This window comes from Rhabdaerophilum calidifontis (genome assembly GCF_008641065.1).
GTDB lineage: Bacteria > Pseudomonadota > Alphaproteobacteria > Rhizobiales > Beijerinckiaceae > Rhabdaerophilum > Rhabdaerophilum calidifontis.
On record NZ_VTRS01000002.1, the window covers coordinates 14,875 to 39,688 of the forward strand.

Annotated in this window: 20 protein-coding genes and 1 tRNA gene; 12 read left to right on the forward strand and 9 right to left on the reverse strand. The window is 70.4% G+C overall.

Going from position 1 to position 24,814, the window contains the following annotated elements; genetic code table 11:
- Positions 1-17 precede the first annotated feature (17 nt).
- Positions 18-395 (forward strand): gamma-butyrobetaine hydroxylase family protein, encoded by a 378-nt coding sequence (locus tag FWJ24_RS04785; protein ID WP_150286679.1) that lies wholly within the window; start codon positions 18-20, stop codon positions 393-395.
- 78 nt (positions 396-473) lie between these two features.
- Here FWJ24_RS04785 and FWJ24_RS04790 read toward each other — a convergent pair whose 3' ends face one another.
- Both FWJ24_RS04790 and FWJ24_RS04795 read right to left on the reverse strand, forming a co-directional pair.
- A complete protein-coding gene (locus FWJ24_RS04790) occupies positions 474-1,052 on the reverse strand; it encodes a L,D-transpeptidase (RefSeq protein ID WP_150286680.1) in 579 nt (192 codons plus the stop codon).
- Positions 1,053-1,303: 251 nt separating this feature from the next.
- Positions 1,304-1,786 (reverse strand): hypothetical protein, encoded by a 483-nt coding sequence (locus tag FWJ24_RS04795; protein ID WP_150286681.1) that lies wholly within the window; start codon positions 1,784-1,786, stop codon positions 1,304-1,306.
- A gap of 280 nt (positions 1,787-2,066) precedes the next feature.
- Here FWJ24_RS04795 and FWJ24_RS04800 point away from each other — a divergent pair.
- A tRNA-Val gene (locus FWJ24_RS04800) sits at positions 2,067-2,141 on the forward strand.
- A gap of 107 nt (positions 2,142-2,248) precedes the next feature.
- On the opposite strand, the gene FWJ24_RS04805 is transcribed toward FWJ24_RS04800, so the two are convergent.
- The 3 genes from FWJ24_RS04805 to FWJ24_RS04815 all read right to left on the reverse strand — a co-directional run bounded on the left by FWJ24_RS04805 (position 2,249) and on the right by FWJ24_RS04815 (position 11,423).
- Positions 2,249-3,937 (reverse strand): methyl-accepting chemotaxis protein, encoded by a 1,689-nt coding sequence (locus tag FWJ24_RS04805; RefSeq protein WP_150286682.1) that lies wholly within the window; start codon positions 3,935-3,937, stop codon positions 2,249-2,251.
- 92 nt (positions 3,938-4,029) lie between these two features.
- Positions 4,030-6,099 carry a penicillin-binding protein 1C gene (gene pbpC / locus FWJ24_RS04810; protein WP_150286683.1) on the reverse strand — a complete coding sequence of 690 codons (2,070 nt, stop codon included), beginning with the start codon at positions 6,097-6,099 and terminating at the stop codon, positions 4,030-4,032.
- Positions 6,096-11,423, reverse strand: a complete 5,328-nt coding sequence (locus FWJ24_RS04815; RefSeq protein WP_150286684.1) for an alpha-2-macroglobulin — start codon at positions 11,421-11,423, stop codon at positions 6,096-6,098. Before FWJ24_RS04815 ends, pbpC begins: the two co-directional genes overlap by 4 nt.
- Before the next feature lie 204 nt (positions 11,424-11,627).
- Between FWJ24_RS04815 and FWJ24_RS04820 the strand changes: the two genes are divergently transcribed.
- Positions 11,628-13,061 (forward strand): peptidoglycan-binding domain-containing protein, encoded by a 1,434-nt coding sequence (locus FWJ24_RS04820; protein WP_150286685.1) that lies wholly within the window; start codon positions 11,628-11,630, stop codon positions 13,059-13,061.
- Here FWJ24_RS04820 and gph read toward each other — a convergent pair whose 3' ends face one another.
- Positions 13,062-13,727 (reverse strand): phosphoglycolate phosphatase, encoded by a 666-nt coding sequence (gene gph, locus FWJ24_RS04825; protein WP_150286686.1) that lies wholly within the window; start codon positions 13,725-13,727, stop codon positions 13,062-13,064.
- Between the two features lie 83 nt (positions 13,728-13,810).
- On the opposite strand from gph, the gene FWJ24_RS04830 reads away from it, so the two are divergent.
- From FWJ24_RS04830 to FWJ24_RS04860, 7 genes are all read left to right on the forward strand, one after another.
- Positions 13,811-14,212, forward strand: a complete 402-nt coding sequence (locus tag FWJ24_RS04830) for a hypothetical protein (RefSeq protein ID WP_150286687.1) — start codon at positions 13,811-13,813, stop codon at positions 14,210-14,212.
- Positions 14,213-14,240: 28 nt separating this feature from the next.
- Positions 14,241-14,942 carry a ribose-5-phosphate isomerase RpiA gene (rpiA, locus tag FWJ24_RS04835; RefSeq protein WP_150286688.1) on the forward strand — a complete coding sequence of 234 codons (702 nt, stop codon included), beginning with the start codon at positions 14,241-14,243 and terminating at the stop codon, positions 14,940-14,942.
- 59 nt (positions 14,943-15,001) lie between these two features.
- Positions 15,002-15,535: a DUF2059 domain-containing protein gene (locus FWJ24_RS04840; protein ID WP_150286689.1), complete on the forward strand. Its 534-nt coding sequence runs from the start codon at positions 15,002-15,004 to the stop codon at positions 15,533-15,535.
- Positions 15,536-15,658: 123 nt separating this feature from the next.
- Positions 15,659-17,062 carry a glutathione-disulfide reductase gene (gene gorA, locus FWJ24_RS04845; RefSeq protein WP_150286690.1) on the forward strand — a complete coding sequence of 468 codons (1,404 nt, stop codon included), beginning with the start codon at positions 15,659-15,661 and terminating at the stop codon, positions 17,060-17,062.
- Positions 17,062-18,186: an iron-containing alcohol dehydrogenase gene (locus FWJ24_RS04850; protein WP_342788597.1), complete on the forward strand. Its 1,125-nt coding sequence runs from the start codon at positions 17,062-17,064 to the stop codon at positions 18,184-18,186. The genes gorA and FWJ24_RS04850 overlap by 1 nt, the downstream gene beginning before the upstream one ends.
- 196 nt (positions 18,187-18,382) lie before the next feature.
- Entirely contained in the window at positions 18,383-19,789 is a 1,407-nt protein-coding gene (locus FWJ24_RS04855; protein WP_150286692.1) for a class II 3-deoxy-7-phosphoheptulonate synthase, read from the forward strand.
- 191 nt (positions 19,790-19,980) lie between these two features.
- Entirely contained in the window at positions 19,981-20,187 is a 207-nt protein-coding gene (locus FWJ24_RS04860; RefSeq protein WP_246155545.1) for a hypothetical protein, read from the forward strand.
- A 50-nt stretch (positions 20,188-20,237) separates the two neighbouring features.
- On the opposite strand, the gene FWJ24_RS04865 is transcribed toward FWJ24_RS04860, so the two are convergent.
- Positions 20,238-20,417, reverse strand: coding sequence for a hypothetical protein (locus tag FWJ24_RS04865; protein ID WP_150286693.1), 180 nt, complete (start codon positions 20,415-20,417; stop codon positions 20,238-20,240).
- 154 nt (positions 20,418-20,571) lie between these two features.
- Here FWJ24_RS04865 and FWJ24_RS04870 point away from each other — a divergent pair, with 154 nt between their 5' ends.
- Positions 20,572-21,060, forward strand: coding sequence for a hypothetical protein (locus tag FWJ24_RS04870; protein WP_246155546.1), 489 nt, complete (start codon positions 20,572-20,574; stop codon positions 21,058-21,060).
- Positions 21,061-21,106: 46 nt separating this feature from the next.
- On the opposite strand, the gene FWJ24_RS04875 is transcribed toward FWJ24_RS04870, so the two are convergent.
- Positions 21,107-21,922, reverse strand: coding sequence for an outer membrane protein (locus FWJ24_RS04875; protein ID WP_150286694.1), 816 nt, complete (start codon positions 21,920-21,922; stop codon positions 21,107-21,109).
- A gap of 212 nt (positions 21,923-22,134) precedes the next feature.
- Here FWJ24_RS04875 and FWJ24_RS04880 point away from each other — a divergent pair, with 212 nt between their 5' ends.
- The gene (locus tag FWJ24_RS04880; protein WP_150286695.1) at positions 22,135-23,868 is read left to right on the forward strand and encodes an NAD+ synthase; all 1,734 of its coding nucleotides are present in this window, start codon (positions 22,135-22,137) and stop codon (positions 23,866-23,868) included.
- A gap of 12 nt (positions 23,869-23,880) precedes the next feature.
- Here FWJ24_RS04880 and FWJ24_RS04885 read toward each other — a convergent pair whose 3' ends face one another.
- Complete coding sequence (locus tag FWJ24_RS04885) at positions 23,881-24,807, reverse strand: metal ABC transporter permease (protein ID WP_150286696.1); 927 nt, start codon at positions 24,805-24,807, stop codon at positions 23,881-23,883.
- Positions 24,808-24,814 lie beyond the last annotated feature (7 nt).

Sequence of the window (24,814 nt, forward strand, 5' to 3'; positions counted from 1 at the left end):
GCCGAAGGAGTATCCGAATGTCCGGTTCCGAGCCCTGGCCCACCGAAATCCGCCTCGCCAAGGATCGCCGCAGCCTCGCCTTGACCTTTTCGGACGGGCTGTCGGCCGCACTTTCTGCCGAAATGCTGCGGGTCATGAGCCCTTCGGCGGAGGTGCAGGGCCACAGCCCGGCCGAGCGCAAGACCGTGCCGGGCAAGCGCGAGGTGATGATCCTCGCGGTCGAGCCGGTGGGAAACTACGCGATCCGGCTGCGCTTCGATGACATGCACGACACCGGCCTCTATGGCTGGCCGCTGCTCTATCGCTTTGCGCGGGAGCGGGACGCGTTGTTCGACGCCTATCTCGCCGAACTGGAGGCCAAGGGGCTGAGCCGCGACCGCATCCGCCGCGGGTGAGGTCGGTCCGGCAGGGCCGGACATCAGAAAGCCGGCCCGGGGCCGGCTTTGCAGGAAACACCGAGGAGGCAGGAAGCGTCAGCGCATCACGACGACGCGGGTGCCGATCTTCACGCGCTCGTAGAGATCGACGACATCCTCGTTCAGCATGCGGATGCAGCCCGAGGACACCGCCTGGCCGATCGTCTCCGGCTCGTTCGAGCCGTGGATGCGATAGAGCGTCTTGCCGAGATACATCGCGCGGGCGCCGAGCGGGTTGCCCTCGCCGCCGGGCATGAAGCGCGGCAGGTCGGGGCGGCGCTTGAGCATCTGCGCCGGCGGCGTCCAGGACGGCCATTCCGCCTTGCGGGTCACGGTCTGGGTGCCGGCCCAGGCAAAGCCCGGCCGGCCGACGCCGACGCCGTATTTGATCGCGCGCTTGTTCGGCAGCACGAAGTAGAGCCGCTTCTCGTTGGTGTCGACGACGATCGTGCCCGGCGCGAACTTGCCGGTGTAATCCACCTCCTCGCGCGGGATCGGTGTCGCGTAGACCCGGCCGTCGACCGTGGGCAGCGGCTGCCGCGTCACCGGGTCGATCACCTCATAGGCGGCAGCGGAGGACAAAGCTGCAAACCCTGCCACGACCACAGCGGCGAACGTCTTGAACGGACGCATCATCGAACCTCGTATGTTGCGAATCAGGCGCGAGCATTGTCGCGAAAAAGTCTTGATTGTTCCTATGCCTGCTCGCCCGAGGGCTTGGCAAGTGCGCCGCCGCACACAATCTCGTGCGCGCGCCGAGGCCGGTGCGGAGGCCGATTTCTGTTGCCGGTCCGCAACAGAGCCGATCGGCTCATCGCCTGTCGAACCGTATCCGCACGACAAGCGTCATCGTCAGCGCCGCGTAGAAAGTCTGCCCCCCCCCCGGCTTATTCCGATAGGAGGATCCGGCCCTGCGTGAACGGGCAGGGGCCGCGGCAGGCCTCGCCCGGCGCTGCGGCGAGGCCGCAGAGCCGATCGGCGGCAAGGCAATAGCTCTCGGCCAGCGCCATGATCGCCTGGCGCTCCGCCGCCGCCCGGCCCGCGATCAGCGGGGCGAGTGCGTGGATCACGAGCCATTCCTCGTCGCGCGTGCGCCAGAGCGCCCCGGTCGGGTGCCAGCGGAAGGGCGCCTCGGGTCCCCGCGCCAGCGTGCCGACGAGATCGTACAGCAGGCCGAAGACGCGATAGGCCTCCTCGAGCGGCAGCCGCGCGCGCAGCGCGGCGAGCGCCCGATCGGCCTGCTCGATGCTGCCCGTCATCCGCAATCCGGCGAGGCGGCGGCACTGGTCGAGCAGGATATCGGCGCCGATCTCGGAGCCGGCCGCGCGAGGCGGCGGCATCTCGTGGTGGATCATCTCGTGACGGCTCATGGATGCTCTCCTGACGGTTCAAGGCCGTGGGCAGAACAGGAATAATAAATCGAGGCGAAAGTAACTTTCAATATATTTGACAGAGAGACATAATAATAGAAATAGAATTATTCCATATCGGACCTTGCTGTGCCTGCTTTGTCTCGCCTGGTCGCTGCCCTCCGGATCCGCGCGACGCATTGTGCCGGAAGCGGCCGGCCTGGCATGCGCCGCCGGATCCCCGGAGGGCGGATTCCGCGCCTTGACGGCCGGGGGCGGATTGGCCTATCGGAGGGGTTCCGGGCGCGTAGCTCAGCGGGAGAGCATTCGCTTCACACGCGAAGGGTCACAGGTTCAATCCCTGTCGCGCCCACCACTCACTCCGGGACATTGTTTTTCTGAGCGGCCGGGCTTTTCCAGGGCACGCGTTGCAGCAACCTGCGCCGCTTTCGGTATCCCCGCCATGCTCCGTCGCAGGTATCCTCAGGCGGCGCGGATGGAATCGAGGAAGCCCGAGATGGCGCCCCGGAGGGCCTCGCCCTCCTGTCCGAGATGACGTGCGGACAAGAGCACCTCCGAGACCAGCGACGCGGAATTGCCGATCGCCACGCTGACATGCGAGATGTTCTTCGACACCTCGATCGTGCCGCGGGCCGCCTCGTCGACATTCCCGGCGATCATGCCGGTCGTCTCCATCTGCCGGCCGATCGCATCGCCGATCGTCTCGGAGAGCGCCGCGACCTCGCCGATCGTCCGCGCGATGGCCCGTATCGCCTCGATCGCGCCGGTGCTCGCGGCCTGGATCGCCGAAATCTGACCGGCGATCTCCTCGGTCGCACGGCCGGTCTGGGCGGCGAGTGCCTTCACCTCCTGGGCGACGACGGCGAAGCCGCGTCCCGCCTCGCCCGCCCGTGCCGCCTCGATCGTGGCGTTGAGCGCGAGCAGGTTGGTCTGGCCGGCGATATCGCTGATGACCTTGGCGACGGAACTGATCGATTCGGCCGCGCTGCCGAGCGCCTCGACATTGGCGTTCGTGCGCTGCGCGGCCTCTGCCGCCGCGCGCATGCGCTCGCTCGCCGAGGCGACCTGCGCCCCGACCGCGTTCATCGCCGTGGCGAGATCGCCGGTCGCCGAGGCGACCATGCGGACATTCTCGGTTGCTTCCTCGGATGCTGCGGCCACCGCTGTCGCCTGGCCGGTCGCATCGCCGGCCTCGCGGCTCATCGCCTCGGCTGCGCGCTGGAGCGCATCGACCGAGCTGGTGACGGTCTCGACCACGCGACCGACCTTGCCTTCGAACTCCTCGGCGAGCGTTGCCATGCTGGCCTTGCGCCGCATCTCGGCCTCGGCGCGCAGCCGCTCCTGTTCGGCGCGCAGCCGCTCCGTCTCGGCGAGGCTCGAACGGAAGGCCTGGACCGTTCCGGTCAGGCGGCCGACCTCGTCCTGCCGGTGCGTCTGCGGGACGGCGACATCGTGGTCGCCGTTCATGAGCGCCGTCATCACATCGCTGAGTCGGCTTATTGGAGTGACGATCCGGCGCTGCAGCACGATCCCGGCGCCGATCAGCGCCAGCGCGATGATGGTGCCGGTCGAGATGATCTTGACAAGCGCTTCCATCGCCGTGGCTTCCATCCGCTGGGTCACGTGCTGGATGCGCGCGTTCATGACCTTGAGCATGGCATCGGCGGTATCGGCGAAAGCCGTGATCGCGCCGGCCTGTTGCGCGGCGAGCGTGGCGCGCGCCTCGGCGCTTCCCGTGGCGGCGCCGTCGAGGCTTGCGGCGAGGGCGGCCCGGAACGCCGCCAGCCGCGCTTCGGTCGTCGCAATCGCGGCCCGGACATCCTGCGGGAACCCCACCGACATCTCCGCGAGCTTCTTCCATTCCTGCTCGGCCTTCGCGCGGGCGGCGATCGCCGCGCGGGTCTTCGCGAGATCGGACGGATCGGTCAACGCGCCGATGGCATCGAAATGGTTGCGCCATTGGGCGCCGAGCAGGTCATAGGCATAGTTCGGCGGCACCGCCGCCTCCCAGACTGCGTCCCGGGTATCGTTGAGGAGGCGGTTGGTCATGTCGAGCGCCATCCAGCCCGCGACCGCGCACATGCCGAGCACCAGCCCGAACGCGATGATCATGTCGACGGCGAAGGAACGTTGTCTGGAGAAGATCTTCATGGGAGCGTACCGATTCCGGCTTTATCCATCCGGTATCGCAGCGCCGCGTTAAGCCTTCGTTCTTTCCGGGCGATTTCGCATGGCAGCCGGGATCATTGCAGCCGGACCGTCACCCGGTCGCTCTGCCCGGCCGCGTCGATCACCGCGATCTGCGTGAAGCCGGCGCCGTCCGGCGTCAGGGCCAATTCGCGCCGGCTGATCCGCCCGGAAACCGGCACGCCGTTGACGAGATAGGTAAAGGGCGGCGCGCCGCCATGGATCTTCACCACCAGCCAGGGCCGGCCCTCGGCCTCGCTGGCGCCCAGGTCGATTGCCGCGCCGTCGGGCGGGAAGGCGATCTGCAGCCCCGGCCGCTGCAGCGCCGCCGCGTTCTTGGGCAGATCCTGCCGGATATGCCGGAGCGGGGGCGGCAATTCGGCATGGCGAGCGACGAGCGCCTCGGGCGGCCGCGGGGCGATCCCCGGCTCGCTGCCGATCCGCGCGAAGGCATCGAACAGGATCGGCGCCGCGACGCGCCGGCCGATCAGCCCCGGGACCGCGCCGTTATCCGCCTGCCCGACCCAGATCCCGATCGTGTGTCGGCGGTCGAACCCGATCGCCCAGGCATCGCGATAGCCGTAGGAGGTGCCGGTCTTGAAGGCGATGCGGCCCGGCGCGCCGTTCTCCGGGGGCGGCGCGCCGAGCAGGATATCCGCGACATACCAGGCCGGAACGCGGCCGACGAGGCGGCGCGCCGGTTCCGTCCGACCGGGACTCGTGGCAAGCGGCACCGCCTCGCCGCCGCGCGCGAGCCCGGCATAGAGCGCGACGAGATCGGCAAGCGTGATGCCCAGGCCGCCGAGGCCGATCGCGAGCCCCGGCTGCGATTGCTCGGGAACGGCGATCGTCGCGCCGGATTCGCGCAGCCGCGTCAGGAATTTCTGCGGTCCGAGCGCCGAGAGCAGCTCCACCGCCGGCAGGTTCAGCGACATCTGGAGCGCGGTGCGCGCGCTGGCCATGCCATGGAACGTATCGTCGAAATTCTCCGGCGCATACCCGCCGAACCGATGCGGCCGGTCCTCCAGCATCGTCTCGGGATGGGCGATGCCGTTCTCGAAGGCGAGCGCATAGATGAAGGGTTTCAGCGCCGAGCCGGGCGAGCGGATCGCCTCGGTGAGATCGATTCCGCCCCGGCGATGCTGGGAGAAGTAATCCGCGCCGCCGATCGCGGCGCGGATCTGCCCGGTTGCGTGCTCGACGACGATGATCGCGACCGAGAGCGCCGGCCCCAGCGCCTCTGCGCGCTCGCGGGCGAGCCGTTCGAGCGCGCTCTGCCAGTCGCGGTCGAGCGTTGTGACGATCCGTCGCGCGGCCGGGTCGGCCATGGCGAGCCGCTCGGCGCGATGCGCGGCGAGATGCGGGAAGGGGCGTCGCGCCGCCGGAACCGGCTCCGCCGCGGCGCGGGCCAGTTCCGCCTCGGGCAGGGCGTGGAAGGCGCGCATCCTGTCAAGCACGCGCTGCCGCGCCGCGGCCGCGCGGTCCGGTGCCCGGTCCGGCCGCCGCGCCTCCGGGGCCTGGGGGATCGCTACCAGCAGCGCCGCTTCGGCGGTCGAGAGCCGCGCCGGCTCCTTGCCGAAATAAGCGAGGCTCGCCGCCCGCGTCCCTTCGAGATTGCCGCCCATCGGCGCGAGCGAGAGATAGAGGTCGAGGATGCCGGTCTTGCCGAGCCGCCGTTCGAGTTCGCGCGCCCGCGCCATCTGCCGCAGCTTGGCGGGCAGGCTGCGGTCGGCGCGCGGCTCGGCGAGGCGCGCGGCCTGCATCGACAGCGTCGAACCGCCCGAAACCACCCGGCCGTGCCGGAGCATCTGCCAGCCGGCGCGCAGGAGCGCCGCGGGGTCGATGCCGGGATGGGCGTGGAACCGCCGATCCTCGAAGGCGATCAGCATGTCGAGATAGCGCGGATCGACCTCCGCTGCGCGCACCGGCATGCGCCAGCGCCCGTCCGCCATCACGAAGGGGCGCAGCAGCTGGCCCTTGCGGTCGAGCACCACGGTCGAGCGTTCGGCCAGCGCGCCGAGATCGAGCGGCGACAGCAGCCGGGACCAGGCTTCGAGCGCGAGCACCGGCAGCGCCGCGAGCGCCGCCGCGAGGCCGAGCCCGCGCGCGAGCCGCCGCCCGATCATCGCCTTGGTGCCGCTCCGGCCGGTGCGGCGGGCGCGATGTCGAGCGTGCCGAAGGCCGTGCGGCCAAAGCGCTCGGGGCGATACATGTCCTCGGCGAGCGCGGCCGGATGCACATAGCGCCCCGGCGTGACGGCGCGGACGAGATAGCCGATCCGGACCGGCTTCTTCTCCTGCCCGCTGCGCTCGAAGGCGGCGACGAAGCGATCGTCGCGCGCTTCGGTGTGCTCGGCGGGGGTCACCTCGCCGAGGAAGGCGAAGGCATCCGCCGAGGTTTCGGTGAGCCGCGGATTCTCGATCTCGAGCCCGGCGGGCAGGGGATCGACCACGAGCAGTCGCGCCCCGCGCGGCCGGGCCGAGCCCACTTCCAGCACCACGACATAGCGTTCGTTCTGGCGCAGGGCGTCGGGCGCCACGATCTCGCCCGTGAGGCTGTGGATCGTCCGCGTCACCGAATAGCCCTCGTCGAGCGCCGGTTCCGGCGCCGTCGGGATGCCGGAAACGGAGAGGATCACCCGCGCATCCGCCGGACCGTCATTGCGGATCGTGAGCGGCTTCCGGTCGAGCGCTGCCTGCGGCAGGTTGCGGTAGAAGGCGCCGCGATGCTCCTGACCGTCGATGGTGACGCGGAAATTCTCGGCCTCCTTCGCCAGCGCCTGGGCGGCCATCACCATCCAGGTCTGCTCCTGGGTCGAGGTATAGCGGGCGCGCCCGCGCATCTCGTCGAGAATGGCGGCGACACGCTGGATGCGGGCCGGCGCCGCGTTCGTCTCGGCGAACAGGGCGAGGATGCCGGCGGAATCGCGCAGCTTCGAGCCGTAATCCGGCCGGAAGACGTCCTCGTCCCGCCCGGCGGCCAGGGTGTTCTGGGCGGCATTGTAGGCGGTTTCGGCCCGGGCGCGATCGCCGAGCAGGGCGAGCGCCGCGCCGAGCTGGGCCTTGGCCAGCGGCGAGGCGAAATCGCCGAGCTTGTTGTCGGCGAGGTAGCGCAGATCGCCCATCACCGGCCGGCCGTTGCGCGCGAGCACATAGATCGCATAGGCGAGGCCCGAGGCTTCCTCGGCACGCACATCGCTCGTGTTCACCACCTGGTTGCGCAGCCGGTCGAGCGCGAGCTGGAAGGCGACCTGCGGCACCGGGATGTTGCGCTCACGCGCGCGGGTGAGGAAATCCGCCACGAAGGCATCGAGCCAGAGATCGCCGCCGCCGATGCCCCAGAGCCCGAACCCGCCATTGGCGCCCTGCCGCGCGAGCACGCGCTCGATCGCCGTTGCGATCCGGGTCTCGGCGGCATCGTCGAGCGCGAGATGCTCCATCGAGGCAAGCCGGTTGACATAGAGCAGCGGCATCGCCCGGCTCACCGTCTGCTCGGTGCAGCCATAGGGGTAGCGGTCGAGCGCGGCGAGCAGCGCCGGCACGTCGAGCGCCGCGAAGGGCGAGACCGTGACCGCCACCGCGCCGGAATTCGGCACGAAATCGGCGACGAGATCGTTCGAGACCGCGAGGCTCTGGCCGGGGGGAAGGGGACGCACGATGCGGTTCACCGTGCTCGGCGCCGAGGATTTGACCGCGATGCGCAGGGTCTGCGCCAGGGTCTCGCCGCCACCCCGCAATGTCAGCGCCAGTTCGGCCATGCCGAGCCCGGTCGCCGTCACCGGCAGGGTGACCTGCGCCTTGCGGCCCTTCTCGAGCCGCAGCCGCCGCAATTCGGGATCGAGCGCCACCGAGACCGGGCCTTTCATGTCGAGATCGAGCGCGTAATCGCCGCTCGCTCCCTCGACATTGTTGATCTCGACATGGAAGCGCGCGCGGTCACCGAGCGCAAGGAAGCGCGGCGCCGTCGCCTGCACGACGATCGGATCGCGGATCACGACATCGGCGCTCGCCTCGCCGGTCTTGTCCTTCGTCCAGGCGACGCCCATCACCCGGACCGCCCCGTTGAAGGCGGGAATGTCGAACGAGATCCGCGCCTTGCCGTCCGCCCCCACCTTGACCACGCCGGAATAGCGCGCGAGCGGCTCCTGCGTCGGGCGTTCGCCCTTCGCCTCCGGCGCCGCGTCGCCGCCGGAGCGGATCGCGCCGCGCGCGCCCTGCATGCCGTCGATGAGATAGCCGTAGAGATCGCGCAGATCGCCGGAGAGCTGGCGCTGGCCAAAGAAGTGCCGCGTCGCATCCGGCGCGGCGTAGCGGGTGAGGTTGAGGATGCCGATATCGACCGCCGCGACCGTGACGAAGGCCTCCTCGCCGGGGGCGAGATTGGCGAGCTTCACGTCGAGATCGAGCGTGCCGCGCGGCCGGATCTGCGCCGGCGCGCCGAGATCGAGCGCCACGCGACGGGCTTCGCGGCCGATGCCGAACCAGGCAAGGCCGAGCGCGCGCCCCGGCATGCGCTTCGCCGCGACATCGAGCGGCCGATGCGCCAGCGCGACGAGATAGGCGCCGGCGCCCCAATCCGCCCCGACCTTGAGCGGCACGGTCCTGCCGCCCTCGGGCAGGTCCACGGTTTCGAGATGCACGACGCGGTCGGAGATCACGGCGAGCGTCGCCTTGCCGGCGAAGCGCGGCGCGAGGCGCACCTGCATCGTCTCGCCCTCGGCATAGGCCGGCTTGTCAAGCGCCACGTCGAGCACGTCCGGCGTGTCGGCCTTGGCCTCGGCCACGTAGCCGATCGTGAAATCATGCGCGGTCTCGCTGTCCTGCGAACGCAGTTCGAGCCGGTAGCTGCCCCAGCCGACGCGGGCGGCGATCTCGGCCGGCGCGGTCTCACTGGTCGCGATCTCGCCATCGGCGACGCGGCGCGAGGTCTTGATCGCCTCATAGGCCCAGCGCCCGTCCTTGAAGAACCATTGATAATTCCGGCTGATGCGGGAGAGCTGCCATTTGACGCCGGCGCGCGCCACGCGCTTGCCCTCGCCCGTCGCCATGATGACGGCGAAGCGCGCCGTGCCGCCCTCGCCGATCTCGCCCTCCGCGAAGAGCGGCTTCACCCCGATCACCACCCCCTTCGGCAGGATCGGCAGGACGAGCGCGCGGTTGACGGCGCGGCCGCCGGTTTCGGCGGCGGAAAGGATGAACTCCGCCTCCAGCGGCAGGGTCGTCGCCGGTTCGCTGAGGGGAATGGAGAGCAGCGCCTTGCCCTTCTCGTCGGTCTCCGCGGCCTCGATCTCGGCCTTGACCGGCTCGACCGGCTCGTCCGAGAGCCCGATCGTGTAGCCGTCGAGACCGGGGATCGCGCTGCGCGCCGCGCGCCGCACCGTCACCTCGCCGGTGATGGCGAGTTCGGCACCCGGCGCGCCGTAGAGATAGCGCACCTCGGCGTCGATCTCGGCATTGGCGCCGGAGCGGATCGCCGGCGCTTTAGGTTTCAGGGTCAGTTCGAGCCTCTCGGGGACGTAATCCTCGACGAGAAAGCTCGCCTCGCCGATCGCCGGCCGCTTCGGATCGGAGAAGGCCGCAACCCGCCAGGTGCCCACCGGCGCCGAGGCGACGAGCGGCACCGAGAGCGCCCGCCCGCCCGCGCCCTGGTCCTGCACCACCTGCCGGCGGTATTCCATGCCGTCCGGCCGCTTGACGACCAGCGTCAGCGGCAGGCCCGAGACGGCGACGCCCTTCGCATCGCGCAGCAGGGTTGTCAGATGCACGGTTTCGCCGGGGCGGTAGACGCCGCGTTCGGCATAGACATAGGCATCGAGCCCCTTCGGCGCGATCCGTCCGGAAACGCCGCGATCGGTAAGGTCGAACGCGCTCTGCTGGAGATCGAGGAAGCCGTAATCGTCCTTGCGCTGCGCGGTGACGAGCCCCGGCGCCATCCCGCCCTCGCCGCGCGCGAGTCCGGCATCGAATTTCGCATGGCCCTTGGCATCGGTCCGGACGGTGCCGAGCACCTCATTGTTGCGGGCGAGGAGCCGGATCTCGGCATCGGCCACCGGCGCCGCATCCGCCAGCGACCGGACGAGGACATGCACCCCGTCCTGCCCCGAGAACGCGGTGAGCCCGAGATCAGAGACCGTGAACCATTGCGTGGCGAGCCCGGCCGTGTCGCCGTCCTCCGGTTCGCCGTCGCTGGGGGCGGCCTTCGCCGTGAAATCGCCGGCCTGCGCCGCGATCAGGTAGAGTCCCGGCTCCAGCTTGCCCGTCGCCTCCGTCACGGGGAAGGCGGTCACGACATCCTTGTTGAGTTCGCTCTTGACCTCCATCACCCCCTGCCAGACCTGCTGGCCGGATTGGCTGACGATCTCGGCCACCTGGTCGGGGCGCATCTGGCCGAGGAAATCCGGCCCGCGCACGGCGTTGATCAGGTTGCGGTCGCCGATCCTGAGCACGCGGATGCCGATCCTGTCGGTATTGACCGAGACCAGCGGCACGCCCTGCTGGCCGGTGCGCGGCAGCACATAGGTGCGGCCCGAGGCGCGCACGGAGGGTGAGCGGTCACGGACATAGATCTCGTAATCCGCGTTTTTCAGCAGCGATTCGCCGGGAATCGCCGAGGGAATCCCCTGCCGGAGGACGATGGCGTAGCGCTCGCCATGGCGCAGCCCGTCGACGCAGATCTGCGCATCCTCGGCGGTGACGCCGAAATCGCCCTTGCCGGATACCGCGACATAGGGCGCGAAATCGACCCGGCCCCGCGCCAGCGCCTCGGAGAAGCGGAAACAGGCCCGCGGCGAGGCGGAATCGGCATCGACCTCGAACCCGGTGAGACGGAAGCCGCGCTTCTCGCGCAAGGCCTCGTAGGCGGCGCGCAGCGTCTGGTCCTCGCGCGCCTCGAGGCCGATCCGGTAGGCGGTCAGCGCCGGGCGCCACATCTCCCGCCATTCGAAGATCTGCGCGAGCAGGCCGAGCGATTGCCCTTCCTCGTCGCGGCTGCGCGCCCGCTGATAGGCGAGATAGGCGGCGGCCACCGCGCGCTCCTGCATGTCGTAGCGCTCGCGCCAGTCGCGGGGCACGATGCCGCGCGCGGCCCGTGCCATCAGCCGCCAGGCGGCGCCGTTCTGCGGCGCCGCGATCACGGCCTGGTTGGCGAGCGGCAGCGCCGCCCGCGCGTCGTTGCGCGCCAGCGCCGCCTCGCCGGCGGCGACCAGCCGGCCGATCTCGGCACCCTGCGGCAGCGTCACCTCGCGCTTGAGCCGATCCTCGATCTGCGCGCCGGACAGCGCGAGATCATCGCGCTGGAACGGTTTCTGCGGGCTCTGCGCCACCGCGCCCCCGGCCATGAGGGCGAGCGCGGCGGCAAGCACGAACGCCGGACCGCGCCCGCGCCGCCCTGCCGGCCCCGGATAAGCGGATGCACCGGAACCGATCGAGAAAAGCCCGAAAAGGCCGCGCATGATGCATCCTCCCTCTTTCCGTGCCGGAAGCGACACCCTAACACCCCCCGGGCGCACCGCAATGTGCGCCGCCGCACGGAATTCCGCGCCCGATCCTGTTGCCTCGCTGCGCCCGCGCATGCGAGCGTCGCGCGGCGGTCATCAAACATGCCGACGATGACGCTGTGACGGCAGAAGGGCGGATCACGCGGGGAGGGCGGAACCATGCGGCTCGGAAATACGCAGCTCGAGACCCTGCGGCGTGGGATCACGCAATTCCTGGCGCCGATCGCGGCGCCCGCGGCCTATGCGCTGCTCGGCGGCGCGCTGCTCGCCGGCGCGCCGCCCGCCGCGGCCCAGGGCGCACCGCCCGCGCCCGCCGCGACGCGCCCGGCCGATCCGCTCTTCGCGGCGGCGGAGAAGGCGTTCCTCGCGCTCGATATCGAGGCGCGCCGCGCGATCCAGCGCGATCTTGTCTGGGCCGGCGGCTTCTCCGGTTCCGCGACCGGCGATTTCGGACCGCTGACCTTTGCCGCGCTGAAGCGCTTCGAGGCCGAGGCGAAGCTGAAGGCGGACGGCATCCTCGCCCCGCCGGAGCGTGCCGCGCTCCAGAAGGCAGCCGACCAGGCGCGCGCGGCCCTGCGGTTCAAAATCGTGAGCGACCCGGCCTCCGGCATCCGGCTGGGCCTGCCGCAGATCGTGTTCACGAAATCCGCGCCGAACGGTTCCGGCGGCACCCGTTTCCAGGACCGGGACGAGAAGGTCACGCTGGAGACCATAATCTACCGGCCGGAGGACACGCTGCCGGACCTGTTCGCGAAGGGGGTCGCCGATCGTCCCGGCCGCCGGATCACCTACAAACTGCTCAGGCCGGATTTCTTCGTCATTTCCGGCGAGACGGCCGGGGGCAAGTTCTATCGGCGCGTCGACAGCGACGGCAAGGCGATGCGCGGGCTGTCCATCGGCTACGACAAGGCGCTCGCGCCGGCCTTCGACCGCATGGTGATCGCCATCGCCGCGAGCTTCGAGCCCTTCCCCAAGGCCGGCGGCGCGCGGCCGGCCCCCGCGCCGGGCCCGGCTCCGGTGGCTGCCGTGACGCGCCAGCGCCGCGCGACCGGGCTCGTGATCGCGCCGGAGACGATCGTTACCGCCGAGGCGGCGCTCAAGGGCTGCGCCGAGATCGTCGCCCTCGGGCCGAAGGGCGAGCGCATCCCGGCCCGGATCGCGCGGGGCGCGGGGCCCGGCCTCGTGCTGCTGGCCGCGAAGGCCGGCGCGCCGCTCAAGGCCGGGCTCGCGCCGCCGCAGCCCGGCGCCGCGACGCTGCTCCAGCGCGAGGCCGACGGCGCGCTCGCCGCGAGCGCGGCGATTCTCGCCGAGGGCAGGGCGGAAGCTTCGCTCCAGGACGGCGGCGCCGGCGCGCCGCTCTTCGACCGCGAGGGCCGCCTCGTCGCGGTGATCGCCGCCGAGCCGGTGACGAAATACCGGGTCGCCGGCATCGTGCCGGCGCAGTTTTACGCCTTCGTCCCGGCGCCGGATATCGCCGCGGCCGCCGGGCTCGCGCCGGCCGGCGCCTCCGCCCCGGCGCCGCTTTCCGGCGCCGCGATCGCCGAGGCGGCGCGCGCCTCCCTCGTCGGGCTGCTCTGCGCCTCGGACCGCTGATCAGGCGCCGAGATCGGCGATCGCCGCCGGTAGAGCGTCGAAATGCCCGATCAGGCGATCGGGGGCGAGTTCCGCCATCGGAACGTCGCTGTAGCCGAAGGTGACGCCGATCACCGGCAGCCCGGCGGCGCGGGCGGTGTCGATATCGGTGCGCGAATCCCCGATCAGGATGGCACGCGCGGGGTCGCCGCCGGCTTGGCGCACCGTTTCCGTGAGATGGCGCGGGTCCGGCTTGCAGAACGGGAAGGTCTCGCGGCCGGCGAGCGCGGCGAAGCGCGGCAGGATCCCGAGCGCCTCGACCAGCGCCCGCGCATGCGGCTCCGGCTTGTTGGTGCAGATCGCGAACCGGTGCCCGGCCGCGGCGAGCGTATCGAGCGCGGCCTCGACGCCGGGGAAGAGATGCGAGCGCACCGCGATGTTCTCGAGATAATGGTCGAGCAGCGCCGCGAAGATCCGGTCGAGATCGGCCGTCGCGAGCGGCCGGCCGGCGGCACGGAATCCGCGCTCGATCAGCGCCCGCGCGCCGGCGCCGACAAGGCTGCGTGCCGCCGCCAGCGGCAGCGGTTCGAGCCCTTCGCGCAGGAGGAAATGGTTGAGCGCGGCCATGATGTCCGGCGCGGTTTCGGCAAGGGTGCCGTCGAGATCGAAGACCAGGGTTGCGGGCATGCCGGATTTCCGTTTCGCGTGGCGCCACAGGCTGCCTACACTGGCCGGGTCGATTCGCGCAAAGCCGATCGGAGAGGTGCCGCATGCGAGGAAAACCGCACCATGCGCGGGGGGAAAGGCGGTCGCCGGCCCGCATTCTTGCGCTTCTTGCGCTGCCGGGCATCGCCCTCCCGGCGCTGGCGGAGAATTACGCCTTCGCTCCGGCGCCGCAGCAGGATCTCAACCGCATCTACCGCGTCGATCGCGCCAACGGCGAGGTGATCGCCTGCCAGTTCGCGGTGAAGGATGATTCCCCCATCGGCCTCACCCTGTGCTATCCGGCCGGCGAGGGCGCCCGCGCCGGCGAGGCGGGGGATTATGCGCTGATTCCGTCGAGCCACCGGCAGGAGGCGGGGATCTTCCGCGTCAACCGGCGCAACGGGGCGGTCTCGGTCTGCTATGTGCGCGAGGATCAGGAGGTCGTCTGCACCCCGCCGACGCGGTGAGGCGGCGGGGGCGACCACGGAGAGGGCGATGAGCGAGGATTTGAAGCGCCGCGCGGCGGAGGCGGCGGCCGCGGCGGAATTGCGGTCGGGCATGCTGCTCGGGCTCGGCACCGGCTCGACGGCGCGGCATTTCGTCGACATCGTCGGCGCCCGCATCCGCGCCGGCGAGACCTATCGCTGCGTGCCGACCTCGGAGGCGACGCGCGCCCAGGCCGAGGCGCTCGCCATCCCGCTGACGACCCTCGACGATATCGAGGAGATCGACCTCACGGTCGACGGTGCGGACGCGTTCGACCCGGCGCTGAACCTCGTCAAGGGCGGCGGCGGTGCGCTGCTGCGCGAGAAGATGGTTGCAGCCGCCTCGAAACGCATGGTCGTGATCGCCGATGCCTCGAAGGCGGTGGCGCAACTCGGCGCCTTCCCGCTTCCGGTCGAGATCGTGCGCTTTGCCCATGGCGCGACGGCGCGCGCCGTGCGGCGCGCCTTCGCGGCCGCCGGCATCGCCTGCGAGCCGCGCCTGCGCCGCGGCGCGACCGGCGAGCCCTCGCTGACCGATAACGGCAATTTCATTCTCGATTGCGTCAATCCCGGCATCCCGGATCCGCCGGCGCTGGCGCTCCGGCTCGGCGCGATTCCGGGCGTGGTGGAGCACGGCCTGTTCATCGGCCTTTGTTCCGCCGTTTATCTGGCGCGAGAGGAAGGGGTTGCCGTCATCGAGCGGAAGTCCTAACTGGCGCTTCCGGCGCCTGCGGCGCGTCTTGCGGCATTCCGCCATCAGAGGGTGAAGCCATGTCGAACCTTTTCCGGCCGGTCGCGGCCTCCGCGCGCGCGCTCCTCGCCGCGCTTGCCATCGCGGCCGCCCCGCTTGCGGCTTTCGCGCAGCAATCCGCGATCACCACGCAGTTCGAGAAGAGCCATGTCGAGATCGCCGGGGCGGTGCTGCGCGCCTCGGGCCTGACGCAGGTGTTCCAGAATTCCCAGCCCGATGTCGTCGGCGGCATCCGCGTCAACATCACCCGCCAGCGCCCCGAACTCGCCCGCGACATCGAGGAGGCGCTCAAGGTCGTGCAGGCCGAGACCGCGAAGCTCTCCAATGACGGCGTGACCGCCGCCGCGCGCTTTCTCGCCGCGCGGCTCACCGAGGCGGAACTGAAGGAGATCAACACTTTCCTCATGTCCCCCGCCGGCAAGAAATATGTCGAGACCCTGCCGGTCTTCATGGAGGAATTCACGCCCTTCCTCGAGGCGTGGAACCAGGAGGTCCAGGGCAAGCTGGTCAAGCTCTTCCAGGACGAGATGGCCAAGCGCGGCCACAAGCTCTGACGCGCGACCGCTCCGGCGCCGTCCGGGGATGTTCTGTGCCTCTTCCGTCCCGGAACGGCCGCCGCAGGGCCTGTCCGGCCGGGCATCCGCTCCAGAGACCTGCGGCTACCGGCGAGGCGGATCATGGCGGATACGGACGCAACCTTTGATGTCGATCTCTTCGTGATCGGCGGCGGCTCGGGTGGCGTGCGCGCGGCCCGCATCGCTGCCGGCCATGGCGCGCGCGTGATGCTCGCGGAGGAATTCCGCCTCGGCGGCACCTGCGTCATCCGCGGCTGCGTGCCGAAGAAGCTTTATGTTCTGGCCGCGCGTTTCGCGCGCGATTTCGCCGATGCGCGCGGCTTCGGCTGGGCGCCTGTCGAGCCCCGCCATGATTGGGGGCGTCTCGTCGCCGCCAAGGAGGCCGAGATCACCCGCCTCGAAGGGCTTTATCGCCAGGGGCAGGAGGGGGCGGGGGTCGAGGTCGTGGCCTCGCGCGCCGTGCTCGAAGGCCCGCATGCGGTGCGGCTTCTCGCCGATGGCCGGCTGGTCCGCGCGCGCAACATCCTGATCGCCACGGGCGGCCGGCCCAATCTCGACAGGGCCCTGCCGGGGATCGAGCACGCCGTCACCTCCGACACGGTGTTCGACCTGCCCGAGTTCCCGCAGCGGATCGTCATCGTGGGCGGCGGCTATATCGCGCTGGAATTCGCCGGCATCTTCCGTCTGCTCGGCGCCGAGGTCACGGTGCTCTACCGTGGATCCCAGGTTCTGCGCGGCTTCGACCAGGACCTGCGCGACGGGCTCGAGGCGGCCTATTGCCGGGCCGGGATCCGCTTCGTGCTCGACGATGTCTTCACCCGGATCGAGAAGGACGCGACCGGGCTGGTCGGCCATACCCGGAACGGGCTGGCGCTGCCGGCCGACCAGATCCTGTTCGCGATCGGCCGTTCGCCGAACACGGCTGGACTCGGGCTGGAGGCGGCGGGGGTCGCGCTGCGCGACGGCGGCGCCATCGCCGTCGATGCCGACAGCCGCACCAATCTCCCGCATGTCTTCGCGGTCGGCGACGTGACCGACCGCGTCGCGCTGACGCCGGTCGCGATCCGCGAAGGGCACGCGGTGGCGGATCTCCTGTTCGGGGCGAAGGCCGGGATCCGGCCGTGGCGGGTCGATCACGCCCTCATCCCCACCGCGGTGTTCACGACGCCGGAACTGGGCACGGTCGGGCTGACGGAGGCCGAGGCGCGCGCCCGCCACCGGATCGTCGATATCTATCGCACCGGGTTCCGGGCCATGCGGGCGACGCTCTCCGGCGCCGAGGATCGGGTGATGATGAAGCTCGTCGTCGATGGCGAGACGGACAGGGTGCTCGGCGTGCATGTTCTCGGCGAGGGCGCCGGCGAGATGATCCAGCTTCTCGGCATCCCCCTGCGCATGGGCGCGACAAAGGCCGATTTCGATGCCACGATGGCCGTGCACCCCACGGCCGCCGAGGAACTGGTCACGATGCGCACGCGCACCGCCCGGCACATGAGGGATGATTGATGCTGATCACCTATCTGACCACCATCCGCTTCGAGTTCGGCGCGGTCGCCGGCCTGCCGGAGGATCTCGCGGCGCTCGGCATCGTCAACCCGCTGCTGGTGACCGATCGCGGCGTGGTCGCCGCCGGGATCGCGGCGCGGATCGCGGCGCTGATGCCGAAGGGCGCGGCGACGCCGGTTTTCGACGACGTGCCCTCGAACCCGACGGAGGAGGCGGCCGAGGCTGCCGCGGCGCGCTACATCGCCGCGGGATGCGACGGGATCGTGGCGCTTGGCGGCGGCTCGCCGATGGATCTCGCGAAATCGGCCGCCCTGCTCGCGACGCATGGCGGCACCTTGCGCGATTACGCCTTCATCCTCGGCGGCGCGGGCCGGATCGGCCCGGTTGCCCCGGTGATCGCCATCCCCACCACGGCCGGCACCGGCTCGGAGGTTGGGCGCGGCGCGGTGATGAGCTTCCGCGACGGCCGCAAGCTGACGGTCATCTCGCCGCATCTCATCCCCCGGCGCGCGATCTGCGATCCGGAACTCACGCTTGCCCTGCCGCCGGGCCTCACCGCCGCGACCGGGATGGACGCGCTGACGCACGGTATCGAGTGCTTCACCTCCAATCTCGAGAATCCGCCGGCCGGAGCGATCGCGCTCGAAGGCGCGCGGCTCGCGGCGCGGGCCATCGAACGAGCGGTGGCGGACGGATCGGACCGCGGCGCGCGTTCGGACATGATGATGGCCTCGATGATGGGCGCCATGGCGTTCCAGAAGGGGCTCGGCGCGGTGCACGCGCTCTCCCACACGCTCGGCGGGCTGAAGGAGGTCCATCTCCATCACGGCACGCTCAACGCCGTGCTGCTGCCCGCGGTGCTGCGGTTCAACGCGCCGGCGCGGGTGGCAGAATACGCGCGCCTGGCGGATGCGATGGCGGTGCCGGCGGGCGAGACGCTCGACCGGTTCATCGAGGGGCTCAATGCGCGGCTCAGCCTGCCGGCCTCGCTCTCGGCGATGGGGGTGAAGCGCGACTGGCTCGACCGGGTGGCCGAGCTTTCCCTCGAAGACCATTGCACCAGGACCAATGCCGTCACCCCGAGCGCGCGGGATTACCGTGCGATCCTCGACGCAGCGTTCTGAGCCCCGCGCGGCGGTCTCCGGCACTCCTGCGCCGCGTAATCCGGCTCCGCAGCGAGGCGCCGGGGCGAGGCCGGCCCGGCCGAGGGCGCGGGAAGGCTCGCCATGGCGATCGGCCGGGTGTAAGGAGCACGTTCCGGCGCGGAGGGAGGCGCCGGCGTGCGGCCGCATGGTGCAGCCGCCATTCGAGGATGAAGCCATGACCAAGATCGGAACCGCCCACGCATCGAAGCCCTGGAACCCGGGCTCGTGGCGCTCGTTTCCGATCGCCCAGGTGCCCGATTATCCGGACGGGGCGCTGCTCGGGGCGACGGAGGCGCAGCTCGCGACCTTTCCGCCGCTGGTTTTCGCGGGCGAGGCGCGCAAGCTCAAGCGGGCCTTGGGCAAGGTGGCGGCGGGCGAGGCGTTCCTGCTCCAGGGCGGGGATTGCGCCGAGAGCTTCGCCGAGCATTCGGCGGACCATATCCGCGATTTCTTCCGCGTCTTCCTTCAGATGTCGGTGGTGCTCACCTTCGCCGGCCGCTCGCCGGTGGTGAAGGTCGGCCGCGTCGCCGGGCAATTCGCCAAGCCGCGGTCCTCGCCGGTCGAGAAGGTGGGGGATGTCGAATTGCCGAGCTATCGCGGCGACATCATCAACGGCACCGATTTCACCCCCGAGGCGCGCGTGCCCGATCCGCGCCGCCAGATCGAGGCCTATCGCCAGTCCGCGGCGACGCTGAACCTCATCCGCGCCTTCGCGACCGGCGGCTACGCCAATCTCGACAACGCCCATCGCTGGATGCTCGGCTTCGTGAAGGACAGCCCGCAGAGCGGGCGCTATCACGAGCTGGCCAACCGCATCACCGAGGCGCTCGACTTCATGCGCGCGATCGGCATCGACCCGGAGACGCATCCCGAGATGCGGATCACGGATTTCTACACCAGCCACGAGGCCCTGCTGCTCGGCTACGAACAGGCGCTGACCCGCGTCGATTCCACCTCCGGGGATTGGTATGCTACGTCGGGCCACATGCTCTGGATCGGCGACCGCACGCGCCAGCCGGACCATGCCCATGTCGAGTTCTTCCGCGGCATCAAGAACCCGGTCGGGCTGAAATGCGGGCCCTCCCTGACGCCGGACGGGCTCCTCGGGCTGATCGATGCGCTCAACCCCGAGAACGAGCCCGGCCGGCTGACGCTGATCTGCCGCTTCGGCGCCGACAAGATCGCCGATCACCTGCCCGGCCTGATCCGCGCGGTGGCGCGGGAGGGGCGATCGGTCGTCTGGTCCTGCGATCCGATGCACGGCAACACGGTCTCGATGGCCGGATACAAGACCCGGCCGTTCGACCGCATCCTCTCCGAGGTGCGGGATTTCTTCCGCATCCACGAGGCGGAGGGCAGCTATGCCGGCGGGATCCATCTCGAAATGACCGGCAAGGATGTCACCGAATGCACCGGCGGCGCCAAGGCGGTCACGGCCGAGTCACTGGCGACCCGCTACGACACCGCCTGCGACCCGCGGCTCAACGCCGAGCAGGCGATCGAGATGGCCTTCCTCGTCGCCGATCTGCTCAAGCACGAGAAGGCGGCGCGGGGGCCCGCGGTGCCGGCGGCGGCGGAATGATGCGCATGCGCGCCGCGGCATGTTAACCAATCCGTGACAATCCGCGGCTTTGCGCAAGGAATTCGTTAGGAATTGTCGGCAGGCTCCGGGGAGATTTTCCCGGAGTCCCGCCATGTGTCTCTTCCGTGCTGTTCTGATCCTGTCCGCCGCTCTTGCCCTCGCGCCGGCCGCAGAGGCCGCGCAGGGGCGCAATGCCGCGCTGCTTGGCGGCCTTGCCGTCGGCGCCGCCGGCGCCGCGATCCTGCTCAACAACCGCCCCGCGCGCGGCGCCGGTCGTCGAGGAGGAGGTCTATGTCCGCCCCGCGCCGCGCTATGTGCCGACCTGCCGGATGGAGCGCCGCCGCGTCTGGATCGACAGCGAGAGCTACACCTATCGCCGCGTCGAGGTCTGCGAATAACGTCAGCGCGCATAGCCGCGCCGGATCGCCTCGTCGCGGATGCAATCGTCCTAGGCGCGGCTGGTCATCGCGATTCCGGCCCGGCGGCAGGCCGCCTCGAGCACGCGGATCGCGGCTTCGACCTCGGCCGGGCTCATCTCCTCGATGGTCTTGCCCGAAGGCTCCGGCGTGCAGCCCGCCAGGATCAAGAGGGCGAGTGCCGCGCGGCGCCGGATCGCATGCTGTCTCATCGCCTCTCCTCCATCCCGTCCGCGTCGGCCCCGCCGCACCCAAGATGAATGCCAGCCAACAGGACGGTTCAGCTTCACGCCATCTTCTCTGTTATAGTTTCCGGATCCTGAAGCGTCAGGGCAGGCGCCCCGCTTCCCGACAGGAGATGGGATGATGGCGATCTCGACCGAATTCGGCAGGAAATCCGCCGCAATCGCCCTTGCCGGGCTGGTTCTCGGCGCCGGGCTGACCATGAATGCCGCCGATGCCGAGGCGCGGGGCGGCCGCAAGGGCGCCGCGATCGCGGCCGGAATCATCGGCGCGGTGGCGGCCGGGGCGCTGATCGCCGGCGCCGCGAACGCGCATTCCGCGCCGGCCTACTACTATACCCAGCCGAGCTACGCCTACGAGCCGCCGAGCTATGCCTATCGCGCGCCGGCGCCGGTCTATGTGCCCGAGGCGGTGCCGGTCTATCACGGGGGCGGACACGGCTATTACGGGCACGGCTATTACGAGCATCCCCACCGGCATTATCACCCGCGCCGCCATCGCTCCTACAGCGAGACGAGCTTCCATTATGTCGGGCCGGTCTGCCGCATCCGCAAGCAGCGCTATTACGACGGCTGGGGCTGGCGGGTGGAGCGCGTCCAGGTCTGCCGCTGAGGAACCCGGATCCCGCCGCCGGGGCGCAACGCTCCGGCGGGCGGCTTCAGAATTTCACGCCGCCGGCGACGCGGGCGGTGTTGATCGAGACCTGCGGCCGCTCGCTTCCGGCCTCGAAGCGGAGATATTGCCATTCCGCGCGCAGGAAGGTGTTCGGCAGGAACTGCATGTCGAGGCCGGCGCCGATCACGCCGCCATAGCTGATGCCGCGCCGGCCCGCCTGGCTTGAGAACGTCCCCGAGGCCGGCGCGGTCGAGGTCCAGCTGCCGCTGAGCGAGACGCGGCCGTCGATATTGCCGAAGGCGACGCCGGCGGTGAGATAGGGCATGAAGGCGCCCATCGCATAGCCGGCGCGGCCGCGCAGCGTCCCCCAATCGCGCAGGCGCACCTGGCCATCCGTCGTCGTGCTGACATTAAAGGTGGCGCCGCTCGTCACGGTGCCCGAACCGGAGGTCACGCTGCCGGGACGGATATTCGCATATGTGTAATCGGCCTCGACGCCGAGCACGGCCGCATCCCATTGCCAGTTGACGCCGACGAACCCGCCATAGCTTGCGCCCTGCTTGTTCGCCTCGCGCAGCCCGAGCATGTTCGTCACGGTATTGGTGAGCGCCGAGGGCGGATTCGCGGCCGAGACGAGCCCCGCGCGCAGGTTGCTCGGATCGCTCTGCCCGGAGGTGATGCCGAGATGCGCGCCGGCATAGATCCCGGCCCAATCCGGTGCCACGGCGCGTGGCGCCACCTCGCCGCCATAGGAACCGCGCAGGTAATCCGCCGCCAGCGCGCGGCCGCCGGGCAGCAGCGCCGCGAGCGTCAGCGCCAGCGCGATCCCGCCGGCCGGAAGGGAGCGATCTGCCGCCATGAACCCGACTCCGAGGCCCCGAAGGGCGAATTCCGAACGAAGGAAGTGTAAAAAAGTAACCTTACCCCCCGGTTAAGCGGCGGCCGGCAGCCGCTGGCCCATTCTGGCACGGGTTGACCGCGATGATCCACGCTTATACTAAAAATGAGCAAAAGATGGCGCCGCCGCCCGCGCCGGGTTAGGGATCGCCGCTTCCGCATTCAGGGCCCGCCATGACCGATCCTCTTCTTCTCGCACTCGCGCAGCTCAACCCGGTGATGGGGGATATCGCCGGCAATCTCGCGCGGATCCGCGCCGCCCGCGCCGAGGCGGCCGGGCAGGGGGCGGCGATCGTGATGTTCCCGGAGCTGTTCCTCACCGGCTATCCGCCGGAGGACCTCGTCACCAAGCCGGCGCTGGAGGAGACCTGCCGCGCGGCGCTCGACGAACTCGCCCGCGAGACGGCGGATGGCGGGCCGGCGGTGCTGGTGGGGCTGCCCTGGCGCGAGGGCGGCAAGCTCTACAACGCCGTCGCGGCGCTCGATGGCGGCCGCATTCTGGGGGTGCGCTTCAAGGTCGACCTGCCGAATTACGGGGTCTTCGACGAGAAGCGCGTCTTCGCGCCCGGCCCGATGCCGGGGCCCGTTTCGCTGCGCGGCATCCGCATCGGGCTGCCGATCTGCGAGGATATCTGGGGCGAGGAGGTGGTCGAATGCCTCGTCGAGACCGGCGCCGAGATCCTGCTCGTGCCGAACGGCTCGCCCTATGAGCGCGACAAGACCGATACCCGCCTCAATCTTGCGGTGGCGCGTGTGGTCGAAAGCCGGCTGCCGCTGGTCTATCTCAACCAGGTCGGCGGCCAGGACGAGCTTGTCTTCGACGGCGCCTCCTTCGGCCTCAACCCGGATGGGGCGATGGCCTTCCAGATGCCGGCCTTCAGCGAGGAGATCCGGCTCGTGAGCCTCGTCCGCGCCGCCGGCGCGTGGCGGATCGCGCCCGGCGAGGCGGCACCGATTCTCGAAGGGCCGCCGGCCGATTACCAGGCCTGCATGCTGGGCCTGCGCGATTACGTCGGGAAGAACGGCTTCCCCGGCGTGGTGCTGGGGCTTTCGGGGGGGATCGATTCGGCGCTCTGCGCGGCGCTCGCGGTCGATGCGCTCGGTCCCGACCGGGTCCATGCCGTGATGCTGCCCTATCGCTTCACCTCGGAGGATTCGCTCAAGGATGCGCGCGATTGCGCGGCGGCGCTCGGCATCCGCTACGATGTGCTGCCGATCGCGGCGGCGGTGGAGGGGCTCGAATCCTGCCTCGCGCCGCTCTTCGCCGGCCGGGCGCGCGATGTGACGGAGGAGAACATCCAGTCCCGCGCACGCGGAACGATCCTGATGTCGATCTCGAACAAGTTCGGCGCCATGGTCGTCACCACCGGCAACAAGAGCGAGATGTCGGTCGGCTACGCGACGCTTTACGGCGACATGAACGGCGGGTTCAACCCGATCAAGGACCTCTACAAGACCGAGGTCTTCCGCATCGCCGAACTGCGCAACCGCTGGAAGCCCGACGGCGCGCTCGGGCCCGACGGGCCCGTCATCCCCGCCAATATCCTCGTCAAGCCGCCGACCGCGGAGTTGCGCGACAACCAGACGGATCAGGATTCGCTGCCGCCCTACGCCGTGCTCGACGATATCCTCGCCTGCCTGGTGGAGCGGGAGATGCATGTCAGCGCCGTCATCGCGCGCGGGCATGACGCCGCGACGGTGGCACGCATCGAGCATCTGCTGGCCATCGCGGAATACAAGCGCCGGCAATCGGCGCCGGGGGTGAAGGTGACGTCGCGCAATTTCGGTCGTGACCGTCGCTACCCCGTCACCAACCGCTTTCGCGACCGGCTCGACGCGCCCTATACGCCCGATCCGGCGCTGGCGCCCGAGGCCGCCGCCGGGCTCGGCGATGCCTATGACGGCTGAACGCCGCCGCGCTCAGGGCTCGCTCGGCGCCGAAAGGCGCGAGCGCGCCGGCCCGAACAGGCAGGCAAGCGCGAGGATCAGGCCGGAGATCGTGGCGATCATCCCGCTGGCGCTCACCGCATGCGGCGATCCGATCCAGCCGGGCCCGTAGCCCGCGAGCACATAGCCGAGGATCGCCGCCAGGGCCGCGAAGACCATGCTCCAGCCGAGCTGCCGTTCGAGGCTGTTGGTCATCAGCCGCGCCGCGGCCGGCGGGCAGATGAACATCGCGATGACGATGATCGAGCCGACGGCGTCGAACGCCGCGACCGCCGCGATTGCCGCGACCACGACCAGGCCGAAGCCGAGCAGCCGCACCGGGATGCCCTGGCTCCGCGCGAAGCCCTCGTCGAAGGTCGCGATCTTGAGCGGGCGCCAGAACAGCGCCGTCAGCGCCAGCACCAGCGCCGCCGCCATGCCCATGCGAAGGAGTTCGGGCGGCAGATCCGCGAGCGCCGCGCGGTCGCCGAGCGAAGCCCATCCATCGGCCGCGAGCCAGACAAGGCTCTCGAGATTGCCGTAGAGCGCGTGCTCGACATCGAGATGCACGGCGCTCGTATCGCTCTGTTCGAGCAGCAGCACGCCGCCGGCGAACATCGCCGTGAACGTGACCCCCATGGCGGCGCCCGGCTCCACCCGGCCGATGCGGCGGATCAGTTCGATGATCACCACCGCCACCACGGCCGCGCCGGCCGCGCCGAGCATCATCGGCCAGGTCGAGACCCGGCCGGTGATCAGGAATGCCGCGACGATGCCCGGCAGCACGACATGGCTGATCGCATCGCCCATCAGCGCCTGCCGGCGCAACACGAGGAAATTGCCCGGCACCGCGCAGGCCATCGCGGCCAGCGTGCCGATCAGCAGCGGAACCAGGCTGAGCTGGACGAATTCGGCGCTCATCATCCTC

Excerpts from the sequence above, each read along its gene's own strand:
- FWJ24_RS04875 (WP_150286694.1), bottom strand. The coding sequence starts at position 21,922 with ATGGCGGCAGATCGCTCCCTTCCGGCCGGCGGGATCGCGCTGGCGCTG.
- rpiA (WP_150286688.1), top strand. The coding sequence starts at position 14,241 with ATGAGCGAGGATTTGAAGCGCCGCGCGGCGGAGGCGGCGGCCGCGGCG.
- FWJ24_RS04850 (WP_342788597.1), top strand. The coding sequence starts at position 17,062 with ATGCTGATCACCTATCTGACCACCATCCGCTTCGAGTTCGGCGCGGTC.
- FWJ24_RS04805 (WP_150286682.1), bottom strand. The coding sequence starts at position 3,937 with ATGAAGATCTTCTCCAGACAACGTTCCTTCGCCGTCGACATGATCATC.
- FWJ24_RS04870 (WP_246155546.1), top strand. The coding sequence starts at position 20,572 with ATGGCGATCTCGACCGAATTCGGCAGGAAATCCGCCGCAATCGCCCTT.
- FWJ24_RS04840 (WP_150286689.1), top strand. The coding sequence starts at position 15,002 with ATGTCGAACCTTTTCCGGCCGGTCGCGGCCTCCGCGCGCGCGCTCCTC.
- FWJ24_RS04860 (WP_246155545.1), top strand. The coding sequence starts at position 19,981 with ATGCCGCGCTGCTTGGCGGCCTTGCCGTCGGCGCCGCCGGCGCCGCGA.
- FWJ24_RS04815 (WP_150286684.1), bottom strand. The coding sequence starts at position 11,423 with ATGCGCGGCCTTTTCGGGCTTTTCTCGATCGGTTCCGGTGCATCCGCT.
- pbpC (WP_150286683.1), bottom strand. The coding sequence starts at position 6,099 with ATGATCGGGCGGCGGCTCGCGCGCGGGCTCGGCCTCGCGGCGGCGCTC.
- FWJ24_RS04820 (WP_150286685.1), top strand. The coding sequence starts at position 11,628 with ATGCGGCTCGGAAATACGCAGCTCGAGACCCTGCGGCGTGGGATCACG.
- gorA (WP_150286690.1), top strand. The coding sequence starts at position 15,659 with ATGGCGGATACGGACGCAACCTTTGATGTCGATCTCTTCGTGATCGGC.
- gph (WP_150286686.1), bottom strand. The coding sequence starts at position 13,727 with ATGCCCGCAACCCTGGTCTTCGATCTCGACGGCACCCTTGCCGAAACC.
- FWJ24_RS04885 (WP_150286696.1), bottom strand. The coding sequence starts at position 24,807 with ATGAGCGCCGAATTCGTCCAGCTCAGCCTGGTTCCGCTGCTGATCGGC.
- FWJ24_RS04795 (WP_150286681.1), bottom strand. The coding sequence starts at position 1,786 with ATGAGCCGTCACGAGATGATCCACCACGAGATGCCGCCGCCTCGCGCG.
- FWJ24_RS04785 (WP_150286679.1), top strand. The coding sequence starts at position 18 with ATGTCCGGTTCCGAGCCCTGGCCCACCGAAATCCGCCTCGCCAAGGAT.
- FWJ24_RS04855 (WP_150286692.1), top strand. The coding sequence starts at position 18,383 with ATGACCAAGATCGGAACCGCCCACGCATCGAAGCCCTGGAACCCGGGC.
- FWJ24_RS04790 (WP_150286680.1), bottom strand. The coding sequence starts at position 1,052 with ATGATGCGTCCGTTCAAGACGTTCGCCGCTGTGGTCGTGGCAGGGTTT.
- FWJ24_RS04880 (WP_150286695.1), top strand. The coding sequence starts at position 22,135 with ATGACCGATCCTCTTCTTCTCGCACTCGCGCAGCTCAACCCGGTGATG.
- FWJ24_RS04865 (WP_150286693.1), bottom strand. The coding sequence starts at position 20,417 with ATGAGACAGCATGCGATCCGGCGCCGCGCGGCACTCGCCCTCTTGATC.
- FWJ24_RS04830 (WP_150286687.1), top strand. The coding sequence starts at position 13,811 with ATGCGAGGAAAACCGCACCATGCGCGGGGGGAAAGGCGGTCGCCGGCC.